The sequence below is a fragment of the Limnohabitans sp. Jir72 genome (genome assembly GCF_003063575.1).
Taxonomy (GTDB): domain Bacteria; phylum Pseudomonadota; class Gammaproteobacteria; order Burkholderiales; family Burkholderiaceae_C; genus Limnohabitans_A.
Genome location: NZ_NESC01000016.1, coordinates 1 through 20,498, shown reverse-complemented (window position 1 = coordinate 20,498; position 20,498 = coordinate 1). Strand labels below are relative to the sequence as shown.

Sequence of the window (20,498 nt, the reverse complement as noted above, 5' to 3'; positions counted from 1 at the left end):
TCTTACCGGAGTGGAGTGCTGTTTTACTTGGCCACGCCCATCAACCAATCGGGCACGCTGGTGACGATGGACGGGAACACCGTGATCAAGCCGATGCCCACGATCATGCAGGCGAAAAAGGGCAAGGTCACGCGGGCGATGCGGTTGCTGTCGATGCCGGTCATGTTCTGCAACACAAAGAGGTTGAAGCCCACGGGCGGCGTGATTTCGGCGATTTCGACCAACATGATGATGAAGATGCCGAACCAGACCAGGTCAAACCCGGCCTTTTGGATCATGGGCAGCACCACCGCGCTGGTCAGCACGATCATCGAGATGCCGTCGAGCGCCGTGCCCAAAATCAAATACACCACCACCAGCACACCGATCAGGCCAAAGGGCGAGAGGTTCATGCTGTGCACAAACTCGGCCAGCTCGCGCGGAATGCCGGTGAAGGCCATGGTTTTGGTCAAGAAGGCTGCGCCCGCCAAGATGAACATGATCATGCAGCTCACACGCGTGGCGCCCACCAGGCCTTGCCAGAAGTTTTCCCAAGTCAGGCTGCGGCCTGCGGCGGCAATGGCCAGCGACCCCAGCACCCCATAGGCCGCGCATTCGGTGGCGGTGGCGATGCCGGCCACCAGCACCCACACGATGAAGACAATCAGCAAGCCACAAGGAATCAAGCTGCCCGAGCGTCGCATTTTTTCCATGAAGGTGGTTGGGGCTTCCGCAGGCGGCACTTTGTCGGGGTTGCGCAGGCTCCACCAGATGATGTAACCCGAGAACAGGCCCATCAGCAAGAAGCCAGGCAAAAAGCCTGCGAGGAACAGTCGGATCACGCTGGCGTCAGCCGCCACGGCGTACACCACCATGGTGATGGACGGCGGAATCAAAATGCCCAGACCGCCCGCAGCGGCCAATGAGCCCAAGGCAATGTTGCGGTCATACCCGCGCTTTTCCAGCTCGGGCAGGGCCACCTTGGCAATGGTGGCGCAGGTGGCGGCCGACGAGCCCGAGACCGAGCCAAAAATGCCGCAACCCAAAATGGTGGTGTGCATCAAGCGGCCGGGTACTTTGGACAGCCAAGGCGACAGGCCGTCGAACATCTGCTCGGACAGTTTGGTGCGGTACAAAATTTCGCCCATCCAGATGAACATGGGCAGGGCCGCAAGTTCCCAGCTGGCCGAGGTTTCCCAGAAAGATGAAAACAGGTTTTTGCCCGGCAGGGTGTTGGTGAAAAACGCCTGACCGACCCAGCCCACAATCGCCAGCGTCATGGCGATCCAGACGCCGCCGCTGAGCATCAGCAACATCAAAAAGAGGAGCAGGCCTCCGATTTCAAGCAGGCCCATCACATCTCCTCTGAAAAATCACCACGGGCGTGCCGCTCTTCGACACGCGCCACATAGCTGGGCTTGCCGCCCCGGAACACGCAGACGCATTCGTCGAGCACGGCGATCACCAAAATGGCCGAGCCGATCACAAAGCTCATTTGCGGAATCCAGATCGGGATCGCCACCATATTGCCTGCGATGTCATTGAATTCGTAGCTTTCCCAGGTAAAGCGCGCTGCCCAATAGCCCAGGTAGCCAATCGCCACGGCGGCCACGGCCAGTGAGACCAGCTCCAGCCAGCGGCGCACGGGGGCAGACACCGATTCGAGCACCAATGTCACGCGCACAAAGTCGCCGTTTCTAAAGCTGTAGGCCATGCCCAAAAAGGCCGCAGCCGCGCACAGCCAAGCCACGATGTCGTTGACCCAGGAGACGCGCCACTCGAACACGCGCCCCACCGAGGCGGCGATCATCAAGACCAAAATGGCCAGCACGCACAGGGCGGCCAGGTTGCCCCCCAAGAGGTACAAACCGTCCAAAAAGCGCCTGCCTAAGCTGGCGCTGGCTGTGCTGCTGGTGCTCATGTGGGCTTATTTCTTGTTGTAGGCGTCGACCAGGGCCTTGCCTTCGGCACCCGCTTTGTCCAGCCATTCTTTGAGCATGGTGTCGCCCACCTTGGCCATGTCGGCTTTGAGTTGGGCCGATGGGGCCGTGACGGTCATGCCATTGGCTTTGAGGGTGGCCAGCGTTGTGTCGTTGACTTTGCGTGACTCGCTCCAGCCACGGCTTTCAGCATCGGCGGCGGCCTTCATCACGGCGTCTTGCGTGGCTTTGTCGAGTGCGTCAAAAGCCTTCTTGTTGGCGATCACCGCGTTCTTGGGCAACCAGGCCTGCACGTCGTAGTAATACTTGAGGTGTTCGTAGAGCTTGCTGTCCACGCCTGTGGCACCAGACGTCATGGTCGACTCGACCACGCCGGTGGCCAGGGCCTGGGTAAATTCTGCCGCCTGCACCGTCACAGGCTGCGCGCCCACCAGCTCGGCGATGCGGGCGGTCGACGGGCTGTACGAGCGCCACTTGATGCCCTTGAGGTCGGCTGCGCTGTTGATGGCTTTCTTGCTGTAGATGCCCTGGGGTGGCCAGGCCACCGAGTACAGCAGCACCATGCCTTGTTCGGCCAGCTTCTTCTCCATCACGGGCTTTTGGGCTTTGTAAAGCTTCATGCCTTCGTCGTAGCTGTCGGCCAAGAAGGGCAGGCCGTCGGCGGCGTAAATCGGCCATTCGTTGCTGAAGTTGGCCAGCAAAATTTCACCCGCCTGGGCTTGACCGCCTTGCACGGCGCGCTTGATCTCGGGGGCTTTGAAGAGCGATGCATTGGCGTGCACCGTGATCTTGAGTTTGCCGCCGGAGGCTTTGTCCACATCGGTGGCGAACTGGGCCAAGTTCAGCGAGTGGAAGTTGCTGGACGGGTAGGCGGCGGGCAGGTCCCACTTGGTTTGGGCCGAGACCAAACCGGAGAGGGCCAGCAGGCCAGCCAGCAGGCTGAGGTGGAGGGCGCGACGTTTCATGAAAACTCCTGAAAAGGTGGACCAAGCCATGGAGCACAGCAAAAGCTGTGCCTGTGATGTGCACGCAGCCGGTGCATCGGGCTGCTGTTCACTGTAGGCAAGTTGCCAGTGCTTGGGATCGGTGATTTCCCTTAATGTCAACAAATTGTTGGCAAATTGTGATGATGGCGACTAGACTTTCTCACCATTGCCCTGAAAGCGTGTGCCCATGCCCAGCAAACATCCAGCCCCCAACAAAGCCGCCAACCCCATCGTGTCTTCGGCCCATCTGGTCTCGCCCGACAGCGCCGAGATGAGCGAATTCGAGTTCGGCCTGATCGTGGCGGGCAACGCTTTTCACCGCTGGATCGTGCACTGCATGAGCGCGGCGGGCCTGAAAGACCTGACCCCGCTGGATGTGCTGGTGCTGCACCATGTGACGCACCGGGCGCGCGACAAGCGCCTGGCCGACATCTGCTTCATCATGAACATCGAAGACACCCATTTGGTGAATTACGCCCTCAAAAAACTGCAGGGTCTGGGCGTGGTGGCTTCGCAAAAAAACGGCAAGGAAGTGACCTATGCCGCGACCGACGAGGGGCGTCAATTTGTGCAGCGCTACCGCGAGATCCGAGAGAGCTGCTTGATCGACGCGCTCAAAGCCGACGATGGCCTGAACCGCGACATTGGCGAGTTGGCCCGATTGCTGCGTGTGCTTTCGGGCATGTACGACCAGGCAGCGCGTGCTGCCGCATCTTTGTGAACAGAGGCAAGCGATGAGCGAAGCAATCCATCCCTCCACTGGCAAAAACCGCTGGCAGTTCTGGATCGACCGGGGCGGCACCTTCACCGATGTGGTCGGCAAGCGGCCTGACGGCAGCTTGGTGACGCACAAGCTGCTCTCCGAAAACCCAGAGCAATACCGCGACGCGGCCGTGGCAGGCATTCGCCATTTGCTGGGCCTCAAAGCCGGTGAGCCGGTCACGCCCGAGCTGGTCGAGTGCGTGAAGATGGGCACCACTGTGGCCACCAACGCGCTGCTCGAGCGCAAGGGCGAGGCCACGCTGCTGGTGACCACACATGGCTTTGGCGATGCGCTGCGCATCGCCTACCAAAACCGCCCGCGTTTGTTTGACCGGCAGATCGTGTTGCCCGAGTTGCTCTACAGCGCCGTGGTCGAGGCGCAAGAGCGCGTGGCGGTAGACGGCGAGGTCTTGCAGCCTTTGGACGAAGCGCATTTGCGCACCCAATTGATGCATTGGCACACCCAAGGTGTGCGCTCGGTGGCGGTGGTCTTCATGCACGGCTGGCGGCACACGGCGCACGAGCAGGCTGCCGCTCGGCTGGCGCGTGAAGTGGGTTTCACACAGGTCAGCACCTCACACCAGACCAGTCCGATGATGAAGCTGGTCAGCCGGGGCGACACCACGGTGGTGGATGCCTACTTGTCACCGATTTTGGGCCGCTATGTGAACCAGGTGGCTTCTGAGATGCCGGGCGTGAAACTGATGTTCATGCAGTCTTCGGGTGGCCTCACGGACGCACAGGTGTTTGCGGGCAAGGACGCGATTTTGAGTGGCCCGGCGGGCGGCATTGTGGGCATGGCCCGCACGGCTCAGCTGGCGGGGCACGACAAGGTGATTGGGTTTGACATGGGTGGCACGTCCACCGATGTGTCGCACTTTGCCGGACAGTTCGAGCGCGAGTTTGAAACGCAAGTAGCCGGGGTGCGCATGCGCGCCCCGATGATGAGCATCCACACCGTGGCGGCAGGCGGCGGGTCATTGCTGGCCTATGACGGTGCGCGGTTTCGGGTGGGGCCACAAAGCGCGGGTGCCAACCCCGGCCCAGCCAGTTACCGCCGGGGCGGGCCTTTGGCCGTGACCGATGCCAACGTGATGGTGGGCAAGGTACAGCCGAAGTTTTTCCCGTCGCTGTTCGGGCCGGAGGCGAACCAGCCTCTGGACGCCGAGGTAGTGCGCGGGCACTTCCAAAAACTGGCCGCACAGACCGGCCGCGCCGCCGAAGACGTGGCGCATGGTTTCATCCAGATCGCGGTGCAGCAGATGGCCAACGCGATCAAGAAAATCTCGGTGGCGCGGGGTTACGACGTGACGCGTTACACCTTGCAGTGTTTTGGCGGGGCGGGGGGGCAACATGCTTGTTTGGTGGCCGACGCTTTGGGCATGTCGCAGGTGCTGGTGCACCCGCTGGCGGGCGTGCTGTCGGCCTATGGTATGGGCTTGGCCGACCAGAACGTGATGCGCGAGGAGTCTGTGGAGCGACGATTGGATGCTGCGGCCATGCCTTACATGGCCGAGCGTTTGCAGGCTTTGGGCGAAACCTCGCGCCAAGCCTTGCTGGCGCAAATGGGCGTGGATGCCGGAGGTGCCGACCGCATCGAGCTGCGCCAACGCGCGCATTTGCGCTATGAAGGCACCGACTCGGCGCTGGTCGTGTCTTGGGGTGATCAGGCCCAATTGGTGGCCGGTTTTGAGGCGGCTTATCGCCAGCGCTTTGCCTTCTTGATGCAGGGCAAAGCCCTGGTGGTGGAGGCCGTGTCGGTCGAGGCCGTGCTGCCCGGTGATGCGCCCGAAGAGGCCGTTCACGGTCTGAACCCCGAACGCGAAGTGCCGCGCCGTGACACGGTGCAGGTCTACGCCACCAACGCCCAAGGCGTGGCCCAGTGGCAGGATGCCGCGCTGGTGGTGCGCGAAGACATGCGCCCCGGCGACGTGATCGACGGCCCCGCCATCATTGCCGAGAAAAACGCCACCACTGTGGTGGAGCCCGGTTGGCAGGCTCGGCTGACCTCTCTGGACCATTTGCTGCTGGTGCGCGTACAAGCACGGGCGGTGCAGCACGCGGCAGGCACGCAGGCCGACCCGGTGCTGCTGGAAGTGTTCAACAACCTGTTCATGAACATCGCCGAGCAAATGGGTTTGCAGCTGCAAAACACGGCTTACTCGGTCAACATCAAAGAGCGGCTGGACTTCTCTTGCGCCTTGTTCAGCGCCGAAGGGCACTTGATTGCCAATGCGCCACACATGCCGGTGCATTTGGGTTCGATGGGTGAAAGCATTCAGACCGTGATTCAAGAGAACAAAGGTCGCATGCAGCCGGGCGATGTGTTCGTGCTCAACGACCCTTACCACGGCGGCACGCATTTGCCCGACATCACCGTCATCACCCCGGTGTATCTGGAGGGCCATACCGAGCCGGTGTTTTATGTGGGCTCACGCGGCCACCATGCCGATGTGGGCGGTTTGACGCCCGGCTCCATGCCGCCGTTTTCCACGCGCATAGAAGAAGAGGGCGTGCAGATCAACAACTTCAAATTGGTCGAAGCCGGGCGTTTGCGAGAAGCCGAGATGGTGGCCTTGCTGCAAAGCGGCGAATACCCTTCGCGCAACCCGGCGCAAAACATGGCCGACCTGAAGGCGCAGATCGCCGCCAACGAAAAAGGCGTGCAAGAGCTGCGCCGCATGGTGGACCAGTTTGGGCTGGACGTGGTGCAGGCCTATATGCGCCATGTGCAGGACAACGCCGAGGAATCGGTGCGCCGCGTCATCACGCGCCTGAAAAACGGCACTTTCACTTTGCCGCTGGACAATGGCGCGCAGATCCAGGTGGCTGTGCGCGTCAATGCGGCTGAGCGCACGGCCGAGATTGACTTCACCGGCACCAGCGCCCAATTGCCCAACAACTTCAATGCGCCCCGGGCGGTGTGCATGGCGGCGGTGCTGTACGTTTTCCGCAGCCTGGTGGATGACGATATTCCGCTGAACGCGGGGTGCCTGAAGCCGCTCAAGGTCATCATTCCGCAGGGCTCCATGCTCAACCCCAACGCACCGGCTTCGGTGGTGGCGGGCAATGTGGAAACCTCGACTTGCATCACCAATGCGCTGTTCGGTGCTTTGGGTGTGATGGCGGGCAGCCAGCCGACCATGAACAACTTCACCTTTGGCAATGCGCGGGTGCAGTACTACGAAACCATCTCAGGCGGCAGCGGCGCAGGCGGACGTTTTGACGACAAGGGCCAGTTGATAGGCGGTTTTGACGGTACTTCGGTGGTGCAAACCCACATGACCAATTCACGCCTGACCGACCCCGAGGTGCTGGAGTTCCGCTTTCCGGTGCGGCTGGACAGCTACGCGATCCGCCAAGGTTCGGGCGGTGCGGGGCGCTGGCGGGGTGGCGATGGCGGGGTGCGCCGGGTGCGCTTTCTGGAGCCGATGACGGCGGGCATTTTGTCCAACGGACGCATCCATCCGGCCTTTGGCATGGCGGGCGGGCACAGTGGCTTGCCGGGCATCAACCGGGTGGTGCGCAGCGATGGCAGCACCCAAGAGTTGGCGCACATTGGCCAGGTGGAGATGCAGGTGGGCGATGTGTTGGAGATCCACACGCCGGGTGGCGGGGGATTTGGCGCCGTTTGAGGTCTGCATTCGGGGCAGGCCTCAGGCTGGGCCTCCGTGCACACCTCAGCGCGTGTGGGTGCCAGAAACTGAGTCGGCGTTTGGCGTCACGGCGGGCTGTGGCATGGTGGGCTGTGGCATGGTGGGCTGTGGCATGGTGGGCACCGAAGGTGCGTACAACTGGCCTTGCACGCGCAGCCCTTGATCTGACAAGCTGGCCGCTTTTTTAGGGCCGATGCCCTTGATGCGTTGCATGACATCGGGCCAGTCTGCAAACGCCCCTTTTTGTCGCTCATGGAGCACCTGCCGTGTCAGGCTTGGGCCCACGCCCCTGAGGCCATCCAGGTCAATTTCGGAGGCTTTGTTCAGTTCGATTTGAGCCCAAGACAGTCCGGCAAACAATCCGGTGACCAGCACGGCTGCTGTTTTTGCGATCATGCGATGCCCCTCCCTGTACCGGTGAACCCGATGTTTGCCGGAAAGCGAAATTGTCTGGCCGGGGCGGCGGTGGGTAAAGGCTTAAAGCACCTCGCTTGAAACGAGATGTTTCAGGCGGCGTTCAAAGTTCTTCGACGCGGCGTGGCGGGTAGCTGTCCCAGGCCTGGCAACCCGGGCAATGCCAGAAGTGTTCTTTGGCTTCAAAGCCGCAGGCCGCGCAGCGGTAGCGGGCCAATGGGCGTGTGGCTTGCTCCAGTGCTTTCTGAACGGGCGCAGGCAAAGGATCTTGTTGCGCTTGCCCATTGAGCCAGCGCGAGGCCGCCATCAAAGACGGTTGTTTTTGAAGATGGTCCAGGTAACGCTGGTGCGAAGCGGCTTGACCGTCGGGTTCCGCAGCGTCCAGGCTGGCCATGGCTTCGAGCACATCGATACAAGGTTGTTTGGCGTAATGGGCCTCCAGCACATGGAATGCGGTCGCGGTCAAATTCGCTGTCTGGGCCGCTTTGGCCAGACTGGCGGCCGCCAAGGGGGCTGCAGCGTCTGCTTTTTCGAACAGCGCCTTCAGTGTTTCAACCGCCGCATGGGCCTGGCCTTGGGCCAATTGCAGTTGACCCAACAAAATCCGCGGACGGGGTGCATCGGGCGAATCGAGGACGGCGCGCTGCAGCATTTGCAGGGCTTTGGCCGAGTCGCCTTGTTGCACCGCCTCTCGGGCTTGTTCGCATTGGTAATGCGCCATTCGCACGCTGAAGTTGGCTTCCCCCGATTTTTCAAGGAGTTGGGCCACCAGTGTGGCTTCAGGCCACTCGCGTGAACGTTCGTAAATGGCCAGCCGAGCCAGTCGAGCCTGACCTTCGTGATGTGTGCCTTCCAATTTGCGCAGGGCTTCTTCGGCGCGGTCGAGTAAACCGGCTTTCAGATAATCGAGAGCCAAACCGTGCTGAGCACGCTGGCGATCTGTGGTGCTCAGATCCGCACGGGAAAGCAAGTGCTCGTGCACGCGAACGGCACGATCGTATTCGCCGCGGCGGCGAAACAGGTTGCCCAATGCAAAGTGCAATTCGGAGGTGTCCGGATCGTTCTGAACAGCTTCGATGAAGGCGTCGATGGCTTGGTCTTGCTGTTCGTTGAGCAGGAAGTTCAGGCCTTTGAAATATGCGCGAGGGGCTTGGCGGTTGGCGATGCGCAGTTCTCGCAGGTCCAGACGAGAGGCCACCCAACCCAGGCCAAAGGCCATGGGCAAGCCCAGCAAAATCCAGGTCAGATCAAATTCCATGCGGAGTCTCGGGTATCGGGTTCATCACGGCTGGTGGTTTGACATGTTGTTGGATCGCTTGGCGATGACGCCACCAGCGGGGCACCATGCCCAGTACGCCGATGACCATACCCAACGTGAATGCCGACAGCACCACCAATACAGTGGGCGCTTGCCAGAACGTGCCAAAAAAGAAATTCACGCGAGTTTCTTGCTGGTTGTTCAGCGCAAACGCGAACAGGGTGAAAAAAACCGCTGCTTTCAGTACCCACTGAAACAGCCGAAGTAGTCGCTTCATGAAGAACCTCGAGGTGCTGCGAACATTCTAACGGCGGCTTTCCCTGCGATGCGTGTTGTGTGTGTGGGCCAACCGATCAGGCGTGGGTCTTGACGTTGGCAAGAGCTGTGCCAGCATCCACTGCTTCACGCAAAGCTTTACCTGGTTTGAAATGTGGAACTCTTTTTTCAGGGATCTGCACGCTTTCTCCCGAGCGAGGGTTACGCCCGATACGAGGCGGTCTGCGGTTGATCGAAAAGCTGCCAAAGCCGCGGATTTCGATGCGATGTCCTCGGACCAAGGCTTCGCTCATGGCATCCAGCACCGTTTTGACGGCCAGTTCAGCGTCGCGGTGGGTCAACTGCGCAAAGCGCGCCGCCAATTCTTCAACCAGATCAGAGCGTGTCATGGAGTTTTACTTGTATTCAAGTCATTTGTAACAGGCTTGAAAAAAGCCTGCCCCCATCACAGGGGCAGGCTTTTCAGACGGCAGCTGCCATTCAGTTCAACAACGATCAGTTGTTGTCCAATTTGGCGCGCAGCAATGCGCCCAGGCTGGTGGTGCCAGCGTTTTCACGCGAAGACTGTTGCGACAGCGAAGCCATGGCTTCTTGCTGGTCAGCTTGGTCTTTGGCTTTGATCGACAACTGGATGTTGCGTGTCTTGCGATCCACGTTCACCACGACAGCGGTCACTTCGTCGCCGACTTTCAGCACGTGGCTGGCGTCTTCGACGCGGTCACGCGAGATTTCGGACACGCGCAGGTAGCCCACGATGTCTTCGCCCAGGTCGATTTCAGCGCCCTTGGCATCCACGGTCTTGACCTTGCCGGTGACGGTCTGGCCTTTGTCGTTGATGGAGGTGAAGGTGGTGAAAGGATCGGAGTCGAGCTGTTTGATGCCCAAGCTGATGCGCTCGCGGTCCACGTCCACAGCCAAGACCAAAGCCTCGACTTCTTGACCCTTCTTGAATTCGCGCACGGCGTTCTCGCCAGACTCGTTCCAAGACAGGTCAGACAAGTGCACCAGGCCGTCGATGCCGGCAGCCAAGCCCACGAACACACCGAAGTCGGTGATCGACTTGATCGGGCCCTTGACGCGGTCGCCGCGCTTGGTGTTTTGAGCAAACTCTTGCCATGGGTTGGCACGGCACTGCTTCATGCCCAAGCTGATGCGGCGCTTGTCTTCGTCGATCTCGAGGACCATGACTTCGACTTCGTCGCCCAAAGCAACGATCTTGGATGGGGCCACGTTCTTGTTGGTCCAGTCCATTTCAGACACGTGCACCAAGCCTTCGATGCCTGGCTCGAGTTCCACAAACGCGCCGTAGTCGGCGATGTTGGTGATCTTGCCGAACATGCGGGTGCCTTGTGGGTAGCGGCGGTTCACGCCCATCCATGGGTCGTCGCCCATTTGCTTCAGACCCAAGGACACGCGGTTTTTCTCGGTGTCGAACTTGAGGATCTTGGCGGTGATTTCTTGACCAGCAGTGACCACTTCGGAAGGGTGACGGACACGGCGCCATGCCATGTCGGTGATGTGCAACAAACCGTCGATGCCGCCCAGGTCCACGAACGCACCGTATTCGGTGATGTTCTTGACCACGCCATTGACGATGGAGCCTTCGCGCAGGGTTTCCATCAGTTTGGCGCGCTCTTCGCCCATGGAGGCTTCCACCACAGCGCGGCGTGACAGCACGACGTTGTTGCGCTTGCGGTCGAGCTTGATGACCTTGAATTCCAAGGTCTTGTTCTCATAGGGTGACAGGTCTTTGGTAGGACGTGTGTCGACCAAAGAGCCGGGCAAGAAAGCACGGATGCCGTTGACCAACACGGTCAGGCCACCCTTGACTTTGCCGCTGGTCACGCCAGTGACGAACTCGCCGGATTCCAGGGCTTTTTCCAAAGACATCCAAGAAGCCAAACGCTTGGCGGTGTCGCGCGACAAGATGGTGTCGCCGTAACCGTTTTCGATGGAGCCGATGGCCACCGAGACAAAGTCGCCGACCTGGACTTCGACTTCACCCTGGTCGTTCTTGAACTCTTCGAGGGGCACGTAGGACTCGGACTTGAGACCGGCGTTGACGACCACGAAGTTGTGTTCGATGCGCACCACTTCAGCGGTGATGACTTCACCAGGGCGCATTTCGGTACGTTGCAGGGATTCCTCAAAGAGGGCGGCAAAAGATTCAGACATGTGATTTCCTCATCCACAAACAGGACTGACGAGCGCGGAATGCGTCGTTTCCAGGAGCTGACTGTGGCGGTTGGTTGGCGGTGTGAACCGCAGTTGGTTGGCAAAATCCACGAAGCCGGTGTGCAAGCTGCACGAGGGGAGCGACGTGGAACCCGAAAATCAGCCTGCGCAATGCAGGCTGTTGGCCTGAGCTTGGCACAAAGTCATGCGCCAAAAACCTGCCTGCCTTGCCACCAGTTCAGGACCTGATCCACCGAGGCTTCGATGGACAAGGACGAGTTGTCCAGTTGCAAGGCATCTTGCGCGGGCTGCAAAGGCGCAACGCTGCGGGACATGTCCCGGGCATCGCGCGCTTCCAAGTCAGCGCGAAGACTGTCGATATTAGCCGAAAAACCCTTAGAAATCAACTGCTTATGCCGTCTTTCGGCCCTTTGGGCCGCGCTGGCGGTCAAAAACACCTTCAAAGGGGCGTTCGGGAAGATCACGGTGCCCATGTCGCGGCCGTCGGCCAAGAGGCCAGGTAAACGCTGAAAACTGTGCTGCAAGTCGATCAGCGCCTCTCGCACGGCAGGCAAGACCGAAACTTTGGAGGCGTTCATGCCGCCTTGTTCGCTGCGGATGGCATCGGTCACGTCCACGTTGCTGAGCAGCACTTGCTCGCCTTCAAAGCGCACGGGCAGGTGGCGGGCGAGCTCGGCGATCTTGGCTTCGTCGGCGGCTTCCAGCGTCAGGCCTGCTTGCAATGCGGCATGGGCGGTCACGCGGTAGAGCGCGCCCGAGTCCAGGTAGTGGTAGCCCAGTTGTGCCGCCACGCGGCTGGCCAGCGTGCCCTTGCCCGAGGCGGTGGGGCCGTCGATGCAGATGACCGGGATGTTGGAGGCTGCGGTGTGCGCCACCGAGAACAGGGCCTCGAAGTAATCGGGGAAGGTCTTGGCCACGCACTTGGGGTCTTCGATGCGCACCGGGACCTGGTCGGCGTTGAAGGCCGCGAGCGAGAAGCACATGGCCACGCGGTGGTCGTCGTAAGTGTGGATGCTGGCGCGTTGCCACTGGCCGTGGGGCAAGGGGTGGATGGTGATCCAGTCCGGGCCTTCTTCGACGGTGGCACCGAGCTTGCGGCTTTCGGTGGCCATGGCCACGATGCGGTCGGTTTCCTTGACGCGCCAGCTGGCGATGTTGCGCAGCGTGGTGGGGCCGTCGGCATACAGCGCCATCACGGCCAGCGTCATGGCGGCGTCGGGGATGTGGTTGCAGTCGAGCGTGATGCCTTTCAGCGGCCAGGCACCGCGCTGGATTTCGAGCCAGTTGGGGCCACTGGTGATTTTGGCGCCCATCTGTGCTGCGGCGTCCATGAAGCGGATGTCACCCTGGATCGAGTCGGCGCCCACGCCTTGGATGCGGATGCCGTCACCGTTGGCAATGGTGCCCAACGCGATGAAATAGCTGGCCGAAGACGCGTCGGCTTCGACGTGGATTGTGCCGGGCGACTGGTAGCGGCTGCCCGCTGGGATGACAAAGCGGTCCCAGCCGTGGCGTTCCACAGCAATGCCGTAACGGGCCAGCAGGTTGAGCGTGATCTCAATGTAGGGCTTGCTGATGAGTTCGCCCACCACCTCGATGGTGATGGCGCGGTCTTGAGCCGCCAAGGGCAGCGCCATCAGCAAAGCGGTGAGGAATTGGCTGGACACATCGCCGCGCACAGGGATGGGTTTGTCCAGTTGCAGTTTCGGCTGGCCAATGTGCAGCGGCGGGTAGCCCTCATTGCCCAGGTAGTCGATGGCGCAGCCCAGTTCGCGCAGCGCGTCCACCAGGTCGCCAATCGGCCGCTCGTGCATGCGGGGCACGCCTTTGAGGGTGAAGTCGCCGCCCTGCACGGCCAGCGCGGCGGTGAGCGGGCGCATGGCGGTGCCTGCGTTGCCCATGAAAAACTCAATCGCCTCAGTGGGCCAGGCGTGGCCGCCCAGGCCGGTGATGGTCACCGTGGTGCCATCGACAAGAACGCCGCAGCCCAGTTGGCGCAGCGCCGCCAGCATCACACGGGTGTCGTCCGAGTCCAGCAGGTCGTGCACCACGGTCGTGCCTTGGCACAGCGCCGAGAGCAGCAGCACGCGGTTGGAGATGCTTTTGGAGCCGGGCAAGGTGACGGTGCCAGACGCGCCTTGCAGCGCAGGAAGGTCGAGGAAGGCGGTGGAGAACATGGGTCAGTCTTCAGAGGCTTTGTTGCAAGCGTTGCCCGCTTGCAGCGTCCAGGCCGAGCGCACATCGCTGGCTTGTTGAATCAGGTGTTGCAGCGCGGCGGTGTCGCCTTGCTTCAAGGTGTTTTCAAATTGGTCGAGGGCTGTGCGAAAGTGCGCCACTTGCGTGAGCACTTCGGCTTTGTTGGCGCTCAAAATGTCGCGCCACACCGATGCATCTGAGGCGGCAATGCGCGAGAAGTCTCTGAAACCCGGACCTGCCATTTCCAAAAACGCAGCTCCTTGTGATTGGGTCGTCAAAGCGTTCACAGCGGCAAAAGCCAGCATGTGCGGCAGGTGACTCACAGCTGCAAAGGTGGCGTCGTGCGCCTCGGGCGTCATGGTGCTCACGTGGCTGCCGATGGCGGTCCACACATCGTGCGCGGCTTGCATGCGGTGGATGCTGGTTTTGGGCAGCGGCGTGAGGATGGTGCGGCGTTCTTTGTACAGCGCGCTTTCTGCGTGTTCGATGCCCGCGACCTCTTTGCCTGCAATCGGGTGGGTGGGCACGAAGCAGCTCAGGCGGTCGCCCAAGGAGGCAAGTGCTGCGGCGATCACATCGCATTTTGTGGAGCCCACATCCATCAGCAAGGCACTTGGTGCCAGTACGTCGCGCATGGCGGCAAAGCTGCTGTGCATCGCGCCCACGGGCACGGCCAGCAGCACCAAGTCTGCGCCTTGCACGGCCTCGGCCACGCTGGCGCAGGCCTGATCGATGACCTTCAGTTCAAGGGCGCGTTGGCGGGTTCTTTCTGATGCACTGAAGCCAGCGATGCTTTGCACCAAACCGGCTTCGCGCAAAGCGAGCGCAAACGAGCCGCCCATCAGGCCGCAGCCGATCAAGGCAAGCCGCTGGAAACTCATTCTGAGACGGGGTATGAACCCAGGACCTTGTAGAAGGCGCACAGACCCTGCAGCTCTTGCAGGGCCGCCGCCACATGGGGTTCGCTGATGTGGCCTTGCAAATCGATGTAGAAGTAATACTCCCACTGGCCCGATTTGGCGGGGCGCGACTCAAAGCGGGTCATGGACACGCCGTTGTTTTTGAGTGGCACCAACAGATCGTGCACGGCGCCCGGGCGGTTGGGCACCGACACCACGAGGCTGGTGCAGTCTTTGCCCGAGGCGGGTGGGGTGGCCAGCGTTTGCGGCAAGGCAATCACGGCGAAGCGGGTGCGGTTGAAGGCTTCGTCCTGGATGGCGTGGTGCACGATGTGCAGGCCAAACTGGCTGGCGGCACGTTCGCTGGCCAAGGCTGCCCAAGCGGGGTTGGATGCGGCCAGGCGAGCGCCTTCGGCATTGCTCGAGACGGCGCGCCGCTCTACATGCGGCAGGTGCTTGGACAGCCAGCCCTGGCACTGAGCCAGCGCCTGGGGGTGGGCCATGACCACCTCGATGCCTGCGTCCGAGTTGAGCTGGCGCAGCAGATTGAAGCGCACCTGCAAGCTGACTTCACCCACCACATGCACAGGCGAGCGCAAGAACAAATCGAGCGAGCGGGCCACCACGCCTTCGGTCGAGTTTTCCATGCCGACCACGCCATACTGGGCCGTGCCCGCAGCGGTGGCGTGGAAGACTTCGTCGAAGTTGGCGCAGTAAATCAGGTTGGCGGCGCTGCCGAAAAACTCGATGGCGGCTTGCTCGCAGAATGTGCCTTGGGGCCCAAGCACCGCCACGCGTTGCGGGGCTTCGAGGGCCAGGCAGGCCGACATGATCTCGCGCCAAATGGAGGCGATGTGTTCGTTCTTGAGCGGGCCGGGGTTGGCCTGGGTGATCTTGTCGATCACTTGGGCTACGCGGTCAGGGCGGAAAAAGGGCGAGCCTTCGGCGCGTTTGATTTCACCGACTTGCTCGGCCACTTTGGCGCGGTCGTTCAGCAGTTGCAGCAGTTGCTTGTCCAGCGAGTCGATCTGCACCCGCAAGGCGCCCAGCGCTTCAGACTGGATAGGTTGTTGGCTCATGGTCCTGAGGGCTTTAAGCCTGTGTTTTTTCGAATTCGCGCAGGTAGTCCACCAGCGCCTGCACGCCCGCCAAAGGCATGGCGTTGTAAATGCTGGCGCGCATGCCGCCGACCGACTTGTGGCCCTTGAGCTGCAGCAGGCCGCGTGCCTTGGCACCGGCCAAAAAAGCGTCGTTGCGCGATTCGTCACGCAAGAAGAAGGGCACGTTCATGCGCGAGCGGCAGGCCTTGTCGACTTTGTTGACATACAGCGCCGAGTTGTCCAGGCAGTCGTACAGCAGCTGGGCTTTGGCGATGTTGCGCTGTTCCATGGCCGCGATGCCGCCATGCTTTTTGAGCCACTGGAACACCAGGCCCGCGATGTAAATGCTGTAGGTCGGCGGGGTGTTGTACATGGACTGGTTGTCGGCCACCAGCTTGTAGTCAAAGGCACTGGGGCAATGGGGCAGGGCACGGCCGATCAGGTCTTCGCGCACGATGACCAGGGTCAAACCAGCCGGTCCGAGGTTTTTTTGCGCACCACCAAAGGCCAAGCCCACGCGTGACCAATCGACCGGGCGTGAGGCCACATGGGAAGAAAAGTCGACCACCAGCGGGGCGTTGCAGCCCAAGGCTTTGAGATCAGGCAGTTCCTGGAACTCCACACCGTGGATGGTTTCGTTGCTGCAGATGTGCACATATTTGCTGTCAGCGCCGAGGTTCCAAGTTGCGGGCGAGGGCACCGAGGTGAACCCATCGGCCTGTGCCGATGCAGCCACTCGCGATGTGGCGTATCTGACGGCTTCTTTTTGCGACTTCTGACTCCAGCTGCCGGTTAAGACGAAATCGACCGCGCCACCTTGAGACAGGTTCATCGGCACGATGGCGTTCTCAGCCAAGCCGCCGCCTTGCATGAACAGGATCTTGAAGTTCGCAGGCACGGCCAGCAATTCGCGCAGGTCAGACTCGGCCTGCTCGCAGATGCTGATGAACTCCTTGCCGCGGTGGCTCATCTCCATCACGCTCATGCCAGAGGAGCGGCCTTGTGCATCATGCCAGTCGAGCATTTCGGCTGCAGCTTGTTGCAAGACCTCTTCGGGCATGACGGCCGGGCCGGCCGAGAAATTGAAAGCTCGACTCATGCCTTATTCCGCTGCAGGTGTGTTGTTGTCCGTGGTGCCTTCTTCAGCGTCGGCTTCGGTGTCGTTCGCATTGGCATCGTTTTCCACGATGCGTTGCAAACCGCTGAGCTTGGCGCCTTCGTCCAGATTGATCAGTGTCACGCCTTGTGTGGCGCGGCCCAGTTCGCGGATCTCAGCCACTCGGGTGCGCACCAGCACGCCGGTGTCGGTGATCAGCATGATCTCGTCATCGGCATGCACCAAGGTGGCGGCCACGACTTTGCCATTGCGCTCGGATTGCTGGATGGCGATCATGCCCTTGGTGCCACGGCCGTGGCGTGTGTATTCAACGATGGACGTGCGCTTGCCGTAGCCGTTTTCGGTGGCCGTGAGCACGCTTTGCGTTTCGTCTTCGGCCACCAGCATGGCGATCACGCTTTGACCTTCTTCGATCATCATGCCGCGCACGCCACGGGCGCTGCGGCCCAGAGGACGCACATCGTTTTCATCAAAGCGCACGGCCTTGCCGCCGTCGCTGAACAGCATCACATCGTGTTTTCCGTCGGTCAAGGCTGCACCGATCAGGAAGTCCCCATCGTCCAGGTTGACGGCGATGATGCCACCCTTGCGCGGGTTGCTGAATTCGTCCAACGAAGTCTTCTTCACCGTGCCCATGGAGGTGCCCATGAACACATAACGGTCTTCGGGGAAAGTGCGGGCTTCGCCTGTCAGGGCCAGCACCACGTTGATTTTTTCGCCTTCTTGCAAAGGGAACATGTTCACGATGGGGCGACCACGTGAGCCGCGAGAGCCCGCAGGCACTTCCCAGACCTTGAGCCAGTAAAGGCGGCCACGGTTGGAGAAGCACAACAAATAGTCGTGCGTGTTGGCAATGAACAGCTGGTCGATCCAGTCGTCTTCTTTGGTGGCCGCTGCTTGTTTGCCGCGACCACCACGCTTTTGTGCGCGGTATTCAGACAAGGGCTGGCTCTTGATGTAGCCGCTGTGCGACAAAGTCACCACCATGTCGGTGGGCGTGATCAGGTCTTCGGTGGAGAGGTCTTGTGCGCTGTGCTCAATTTCGCTGCGACGTGCGCCGACTTTGGTTTGGCCGAATTCCTGGCGCACAGTGCCCAGCTCGTCACCAATGATGGTCGAGACGCGTTCGGGTTTGGCCAGAATGTCCAGCAGGTCTTCGATGACCGACATGACTTCTTTGTATTCCGCCACGATCTTGTCTTGTTCCAGACCGGTCAGGCGTTGCAGACGCATTTGCAAAATTTCTTGCGCTTGCGTGTCGGACAGTCGGTACAGGCCATCTTGGCCCAGACCGTATTCGCGCTCTAGACCTTCTGGGCGGTAATCGTCAGCGTTGATGGTCGAGCCATCGTCGCGGGCACGAGTCAGCATGGTGCGCACCATCTGGCTGTCCCAGGCGCGTGTCATGAGCTCGGCTTTGGCCACAGGTGGCGTCGGTGCATTGCGGATGATGGCGATGAAGTCATCGATGTTGGCGAGCGCCACGGCCAGACCTTCGAGCACGTGGCCACGGTCACGCGCTTTGCGCAGCTCGAACACGGTGCGGCGTGTGACGACTTCGCGGCGGTGCTGCAAGAAGACTTGGATGAGGTCTTTCAGGTTGCACAGCTTGGGCTGGCCGTCGATCAAGGCGACCATGTTCATGCCGAAGGTGTCCTGCAGCTGGGTCTGCTTGTACAGGTTGTTCAGCACCACTTCGGGCACTTCGCCGCGCTTGAGCTCAATCACCACGCGCATGCCGGACTTGTCGGACTCGTCTTGGATGTGGCTGATGCCTTCAATTTTCTTTTCATGCACCAACTCGGCGATGCGCTCGAGCAAGGACTTTTTGTTGACCTGGTAGGGCAGCTCGTCCACGATGATGGACTGGCGCTGGCCCTTGTCGATGTCTTCAAAGTGGCACTTGGCGCGCATGACCACGCGGCCACGGCCTGTGCGGTAGCCGTCCTTGACGCCTGTGATGCCATAAATGATGCCGGCGGTCGGAAAGTCTGGCGCCGGGATGATCTCCATCAACTCGTCAATCGACGCTTCCGGGTTGCGCAACAAATGCAGGCAAGCGTCTACCACCTCGTTCAAGTTGTGAGGCGGGATGTTGGTGGCCATGCCCACGGCAATACCGCCCGAGCCGTTGATCAGCAAATTGGGAATGCGCGAGGGCAGTACCAGGGGTTCTTTTTCCGAGCCGTCGTAGTTGGGGCCGAAGTCGACGGTTTCCTTGTCGATGTCGCCCAGCATCTCGTGCGCGATCTTGGCCAAGCGAATTTCGGTGTAACGCATCGCCGCCGCATTGTCGCCGTCGACCGAACCGAAGTTGCCTTGGCCGTCCACCAGCATGTGGCGCATGGAAAAGTCTTGTGCCATGCGCACGATGGTGTCGTAAACCGACTGGTCACCGTGCGGGTGGTACTTACCGATCACGTCACCGACGATACGGGCAGACTTTTTGTAGGGGCGGTTCCAGTCGTTGTTCAACTCATGCATCGCGAACAGGGCGCGGCGGTGCACGGGCTTCAAGCCGTCACGGGCATCGGGCAGGGCGCGACCGACGATCACGCTCATGGCGTAATCGAGGTAGCTGCGCCGCATTTCCTCTTCCAGACTGATGGGCAGTGTTTCTTTAGCGAACTGGGTCATATATAGAAGAGTGATGGGTGACGCGATTTGGACCCACGATTTTAGGTGCAATAGGGTGTCGCAAAAATGCAACAACTTTGTTTCCAAATTTGTAATAGGTTGTCAGGGCCATCGGCCAATTAACGGTACCCACGAATGTCTATGGCACAATAAATGTCAGCGCTACAGGTGACGGTCATCTGTAACGTTCTTTTTTCGCAGCGAGTCTGCGGCTTAATCCCTAAGAGGAAGACCATGAAGAAACTCAACAAAGTGGCAATGATGTTTGCAGCCGCAGCTCTCGCAACGGCCGCTGGCGCGCAATCGGTTGACAACTGGCGTAACGGCTCCGGCGACTTGATTTGGAAAAGCGCCAATCAAGAACTCTGCTGGCGCGATGTTTCCTGGACGCCTGCAACTGCTGCTGCTGGTTGCGACGGTGCCATCGTGGCTCCTAAAGCTGCTCCAGCACCAGCACCAGTGGCTGCCCCAGAGCCTAAAGCTGCTCCAGCACCAGCACCAGCACCGGCACCAGCTGCTGCAACCAAAGTCACTTACGCCGCTGACGCGTTCTTTGACTTCGACAAAGCTGTGTTGAAGAAAGAAGGCAAAGCCAAGTTGGACGATCTGGTCGGCAAAGTCAAGGGCATCAACCTCGAAGTCATCATCGCTGTGGGTCACACAGACTCCGTGGGCGGTGACAGCTACAACCAGAAGTTGTCTGTCAAGCGCGCTGACGCTGTGAAGGCTTACTTGGTGTCCAAAGGCATCGAGAAAAACCGCGTTTACACCGAAGGCAAAGGCGAGAAGCAGCCCGTTGCTGACAACAAGACTTCTGCCGGCCGTGCTAAAAACCGCCGCGTGGAAATCGAAGTGGTCGGTACGCGCGCCGCACAATAATCCTTTTGAAGGATTCCAAAAAGCCCCAGCAATGAACTGACCCCAATAAGTTGGACGGTTTAAAAAGCTGATTAGGCCATAGAGGGCTGAGTTCTGTACTGCACAGGACTCAGCCCTTTTAGTTTGATCTTGATCCGATCGTTGTTGTAGTAGTGGATGTACTCCTTCAAGCCCATCTCAAGCTCTTTCACATTCTCGAATTT

17 protein-coding genes are annotated in these 20,498 nt (G+C 60.4%); 3 read left to right on the top strand and 14 right to left on the bottom strand.

What is annotated here, in order from left to right; translation table 11 throughout:
* Window positions 1-23: 23 nt before the first annotated feature.
* From B9Z52_RS16545 to B9Z52_RS16535, 3 genes are read right to left on the bottom strand one after another with little or no spacing between them, the layout of a single operon-like run.
* The gene (locus tag B9Z52_RS16545) at window positions 24-1,334 is read right to left on the bottom strand and encodes a TRAP transporter large permease (RefSeq protein ID WP_108414957.1); all 1,311 of its coding nucleotides are present in this window, start codon (window positions 1,332-1,334) and stop codon (window positions 24-26) included.
* Window positions 1,334-1,900, bottom strand: a complete 567-nt coding sequence (locus tag B9Z52_RS16540) for a TRAP transporter small permease (RefSeq protein ID WP_108414956.1) — start codon at window positions 1,898-1,900, stop codon at window positions 1,334-1,336. Before B9Z52_RS16540 ends, B9Z52_RS16545 begins: the two co-directional genes overlap by 1 nt.
* Window positions 1,901-1,906: 6 nt before the next feature.
* Window positions 1,907-2,884, bottom strand: coding sequence for a TRAP transporter substrate-binding protein (locus B9Z52_RS16535; protein WP_108414955.1), 978 nt, complete (start codon window positions 2,882-2,884; stop codon window positions 1,907-1,909).
* A gap of 208 nt (window positions 2,885-3,092) precedes the next feature.
* Here B9Z52_RS16535 and B9Z52_RS16530 point away from each other — a divergent pair, with 208 nt between their 5' ends.
* A complete protein-coding gene (locus B9Z52_RS16530) occupies window positions 3,093-3,626 on the top strand; it encodes a winged helix DNA-binding protein (protein WP_108414954.1) in 534 nt (177 codons plus the stop codon).
* Between the two features lie 13 nt (window positions 3,627-3,639).
* The gene (locus tag B9Z52_RS16525) at window positions 3,640-7,302 is read left to right on the top strand and encodes a hydantoinase B/oxoprolinase family protein (protein WP_108414953.1); all 3,663 of its coding nucleotides are present in this window, start codon (window positions 3,640-3,642) and stop codon (window positions 7,300-7,302) included.
* A 45-nt stretch (window positions 7,303-7,347) separates the two neighbouring features.
* On the opposite strand, the gene B9Z52_RS16520 is transcribed toward B9Z52_RS16525, so the two are convergent.
* The 10 genes from B9Z52_RS16520 to gyrA form a co-directional block, all read right to left on the bottom strand.
* On the bottom strand, window positions 7,348-7,719 hold the full coding sequence (locus B9Z52_RS16520; protein WP_108414952.1) for a helix-hairpin-helix domain-containing protein: 372 nt from the start codon (window positions 7,717-7,719) through the stop codon (window positions 7,348-7,350).
* Between the two features lie 121 nt (window positions 7,720-7,840).
* Entirely contained in the window at window positions 7,841-8,995 is a 1,155-nt protein-coding gene (gene lapB, locus B9Z52_RS16515; RefSeq protein WP_108414951.1) for a lipopolysaccharide assembly protein LapB, read from the bottom strand.
* Entirely contained in the window at window positions 8,985-9,272 is a 288-nt protein-coding gene (locus tag B9Z52_RS16510) for a lipopolysaccharide assembly LapA domain-containing protein (RefSeq protein ID WP_108414950.1), read from the bottom strand. Before B9Z52_RS16510 ends, lapB begins: the two co-directional genes overlap by 11 nt.
* 76 nt (window positions 9,273-9,348) lie before the next feature.
* Complete coding sequence (locus B9Z52_RS16505) at window positions 9,349-9,660, bottom strand: integration host factor subunit beta (protein ID WP_108414949.1); 312 nt, start codon at window positions 9,658-9,660, stop codon at window positions 9,349-9,351.
* A 106-nt stretch (window positions 9,661-9,766) separates the two neighbouring features.
* Entirely contained in the window at window positions 9,767-11,446 is a 1,680-nt protein-coding gene (rpsA, locus tag B9Z52_RS16500; RefSeq protein ID WP_108414948.1) for a 30S ribosomal protein S1, read from the bottom strand.
* 203 nt (window positions 11,447-11,649) lie between these two features.
* Entirely contained in the window at window positions 11,650-13,644 is a 1,995-nt protein-coding gene (locus B9Z52_RS16495) for a bifunctional 3-phosphoshikimate 1-carboxyvinyltransferase/cytidylate kinase (protein ID WP_108414947.1), read from the bottom strand.
* Between the two features lie 3 nt (window positions 13,645-13,647).
* Entirely contained in the window at window positions 13,648-14,544 is an 897-nt protein-coding gene (locus B9Z52_RS16490; RefSeq protein WP_108414946.1) for a prephenate dehydrogenase/arogenate dehydrogenase family protein, read from the bottom strand.
* Window positions 14,541-15,641: a prephenate dehydratase gene (pheA, locus tag B9Z52_RS16485; RefSeq protein ID WP_108414945.1), complete on the bottom strand. Its 1,101-nt coding sequence runs from the start codon at window positions 15,639-15,641 to the stop codon at window positions 14,541-14,543. Before pheA ends, B9Z52_RS16490 begins: the two co-directional genes overlap by 4 nt.
* A 13-nt stretch (window positions 15,642-15,654) precedes the next feature.
* Window positions 15,655-16,761, bottom strand: coding sequence for a 3-phosphoserine/phosphohydroxythreonine transaminase (serC, locus tag B9Z52_RS16480; protein WP_108414944.1), 1,107 nt, complete (start codon window positions 16,759-16,761; stop codon window positions 15,655-15,657).
* A 3-nt stretch (window positions 16,762-16,764) separates the two neighbouring features.
* Window positions 16,765-19,416, bottom strand: a complete 2,652-nt coding sequence (gene gyrA / locus B9Z52_RS16475) for a DNA gyrase subunit A (RefSeq protein WP_108414943.1) — start codon at window positions 19,414-19,416, stop codon at window positions 16,765-16,767.
* Between the two features lie 234 nt (window positions 19,417-19,650).
* Here gyrA and ompA point away from each other — a divergent pair, with 234 nt between their 5' ends.
* Window positions 19,651-20,295: an outer membrane protein OmpA gene (gene ompA, locus B9Z52_RS16470; RefSeq protein ID WP_108414942.1), complete on the top strand. Its 645-nt coding sequence runs from the start codon at window positions 19,651-19,653 to the stop codon at window positions 20,293-20,295.
* A gap of 71 nt (window positions 20,296-20,366) precedes the next feature.
* Here the strand turns inward: ompA and B9Z52_RS16465 are convergent.
* Window positions 20,367-20,498: IS3 family transposase (locus tag B9Z52_RS16465; protein ID WP_146182808.1), on the bottom strand; the 132-nt coding region annotated here is incomplete at its 5' end.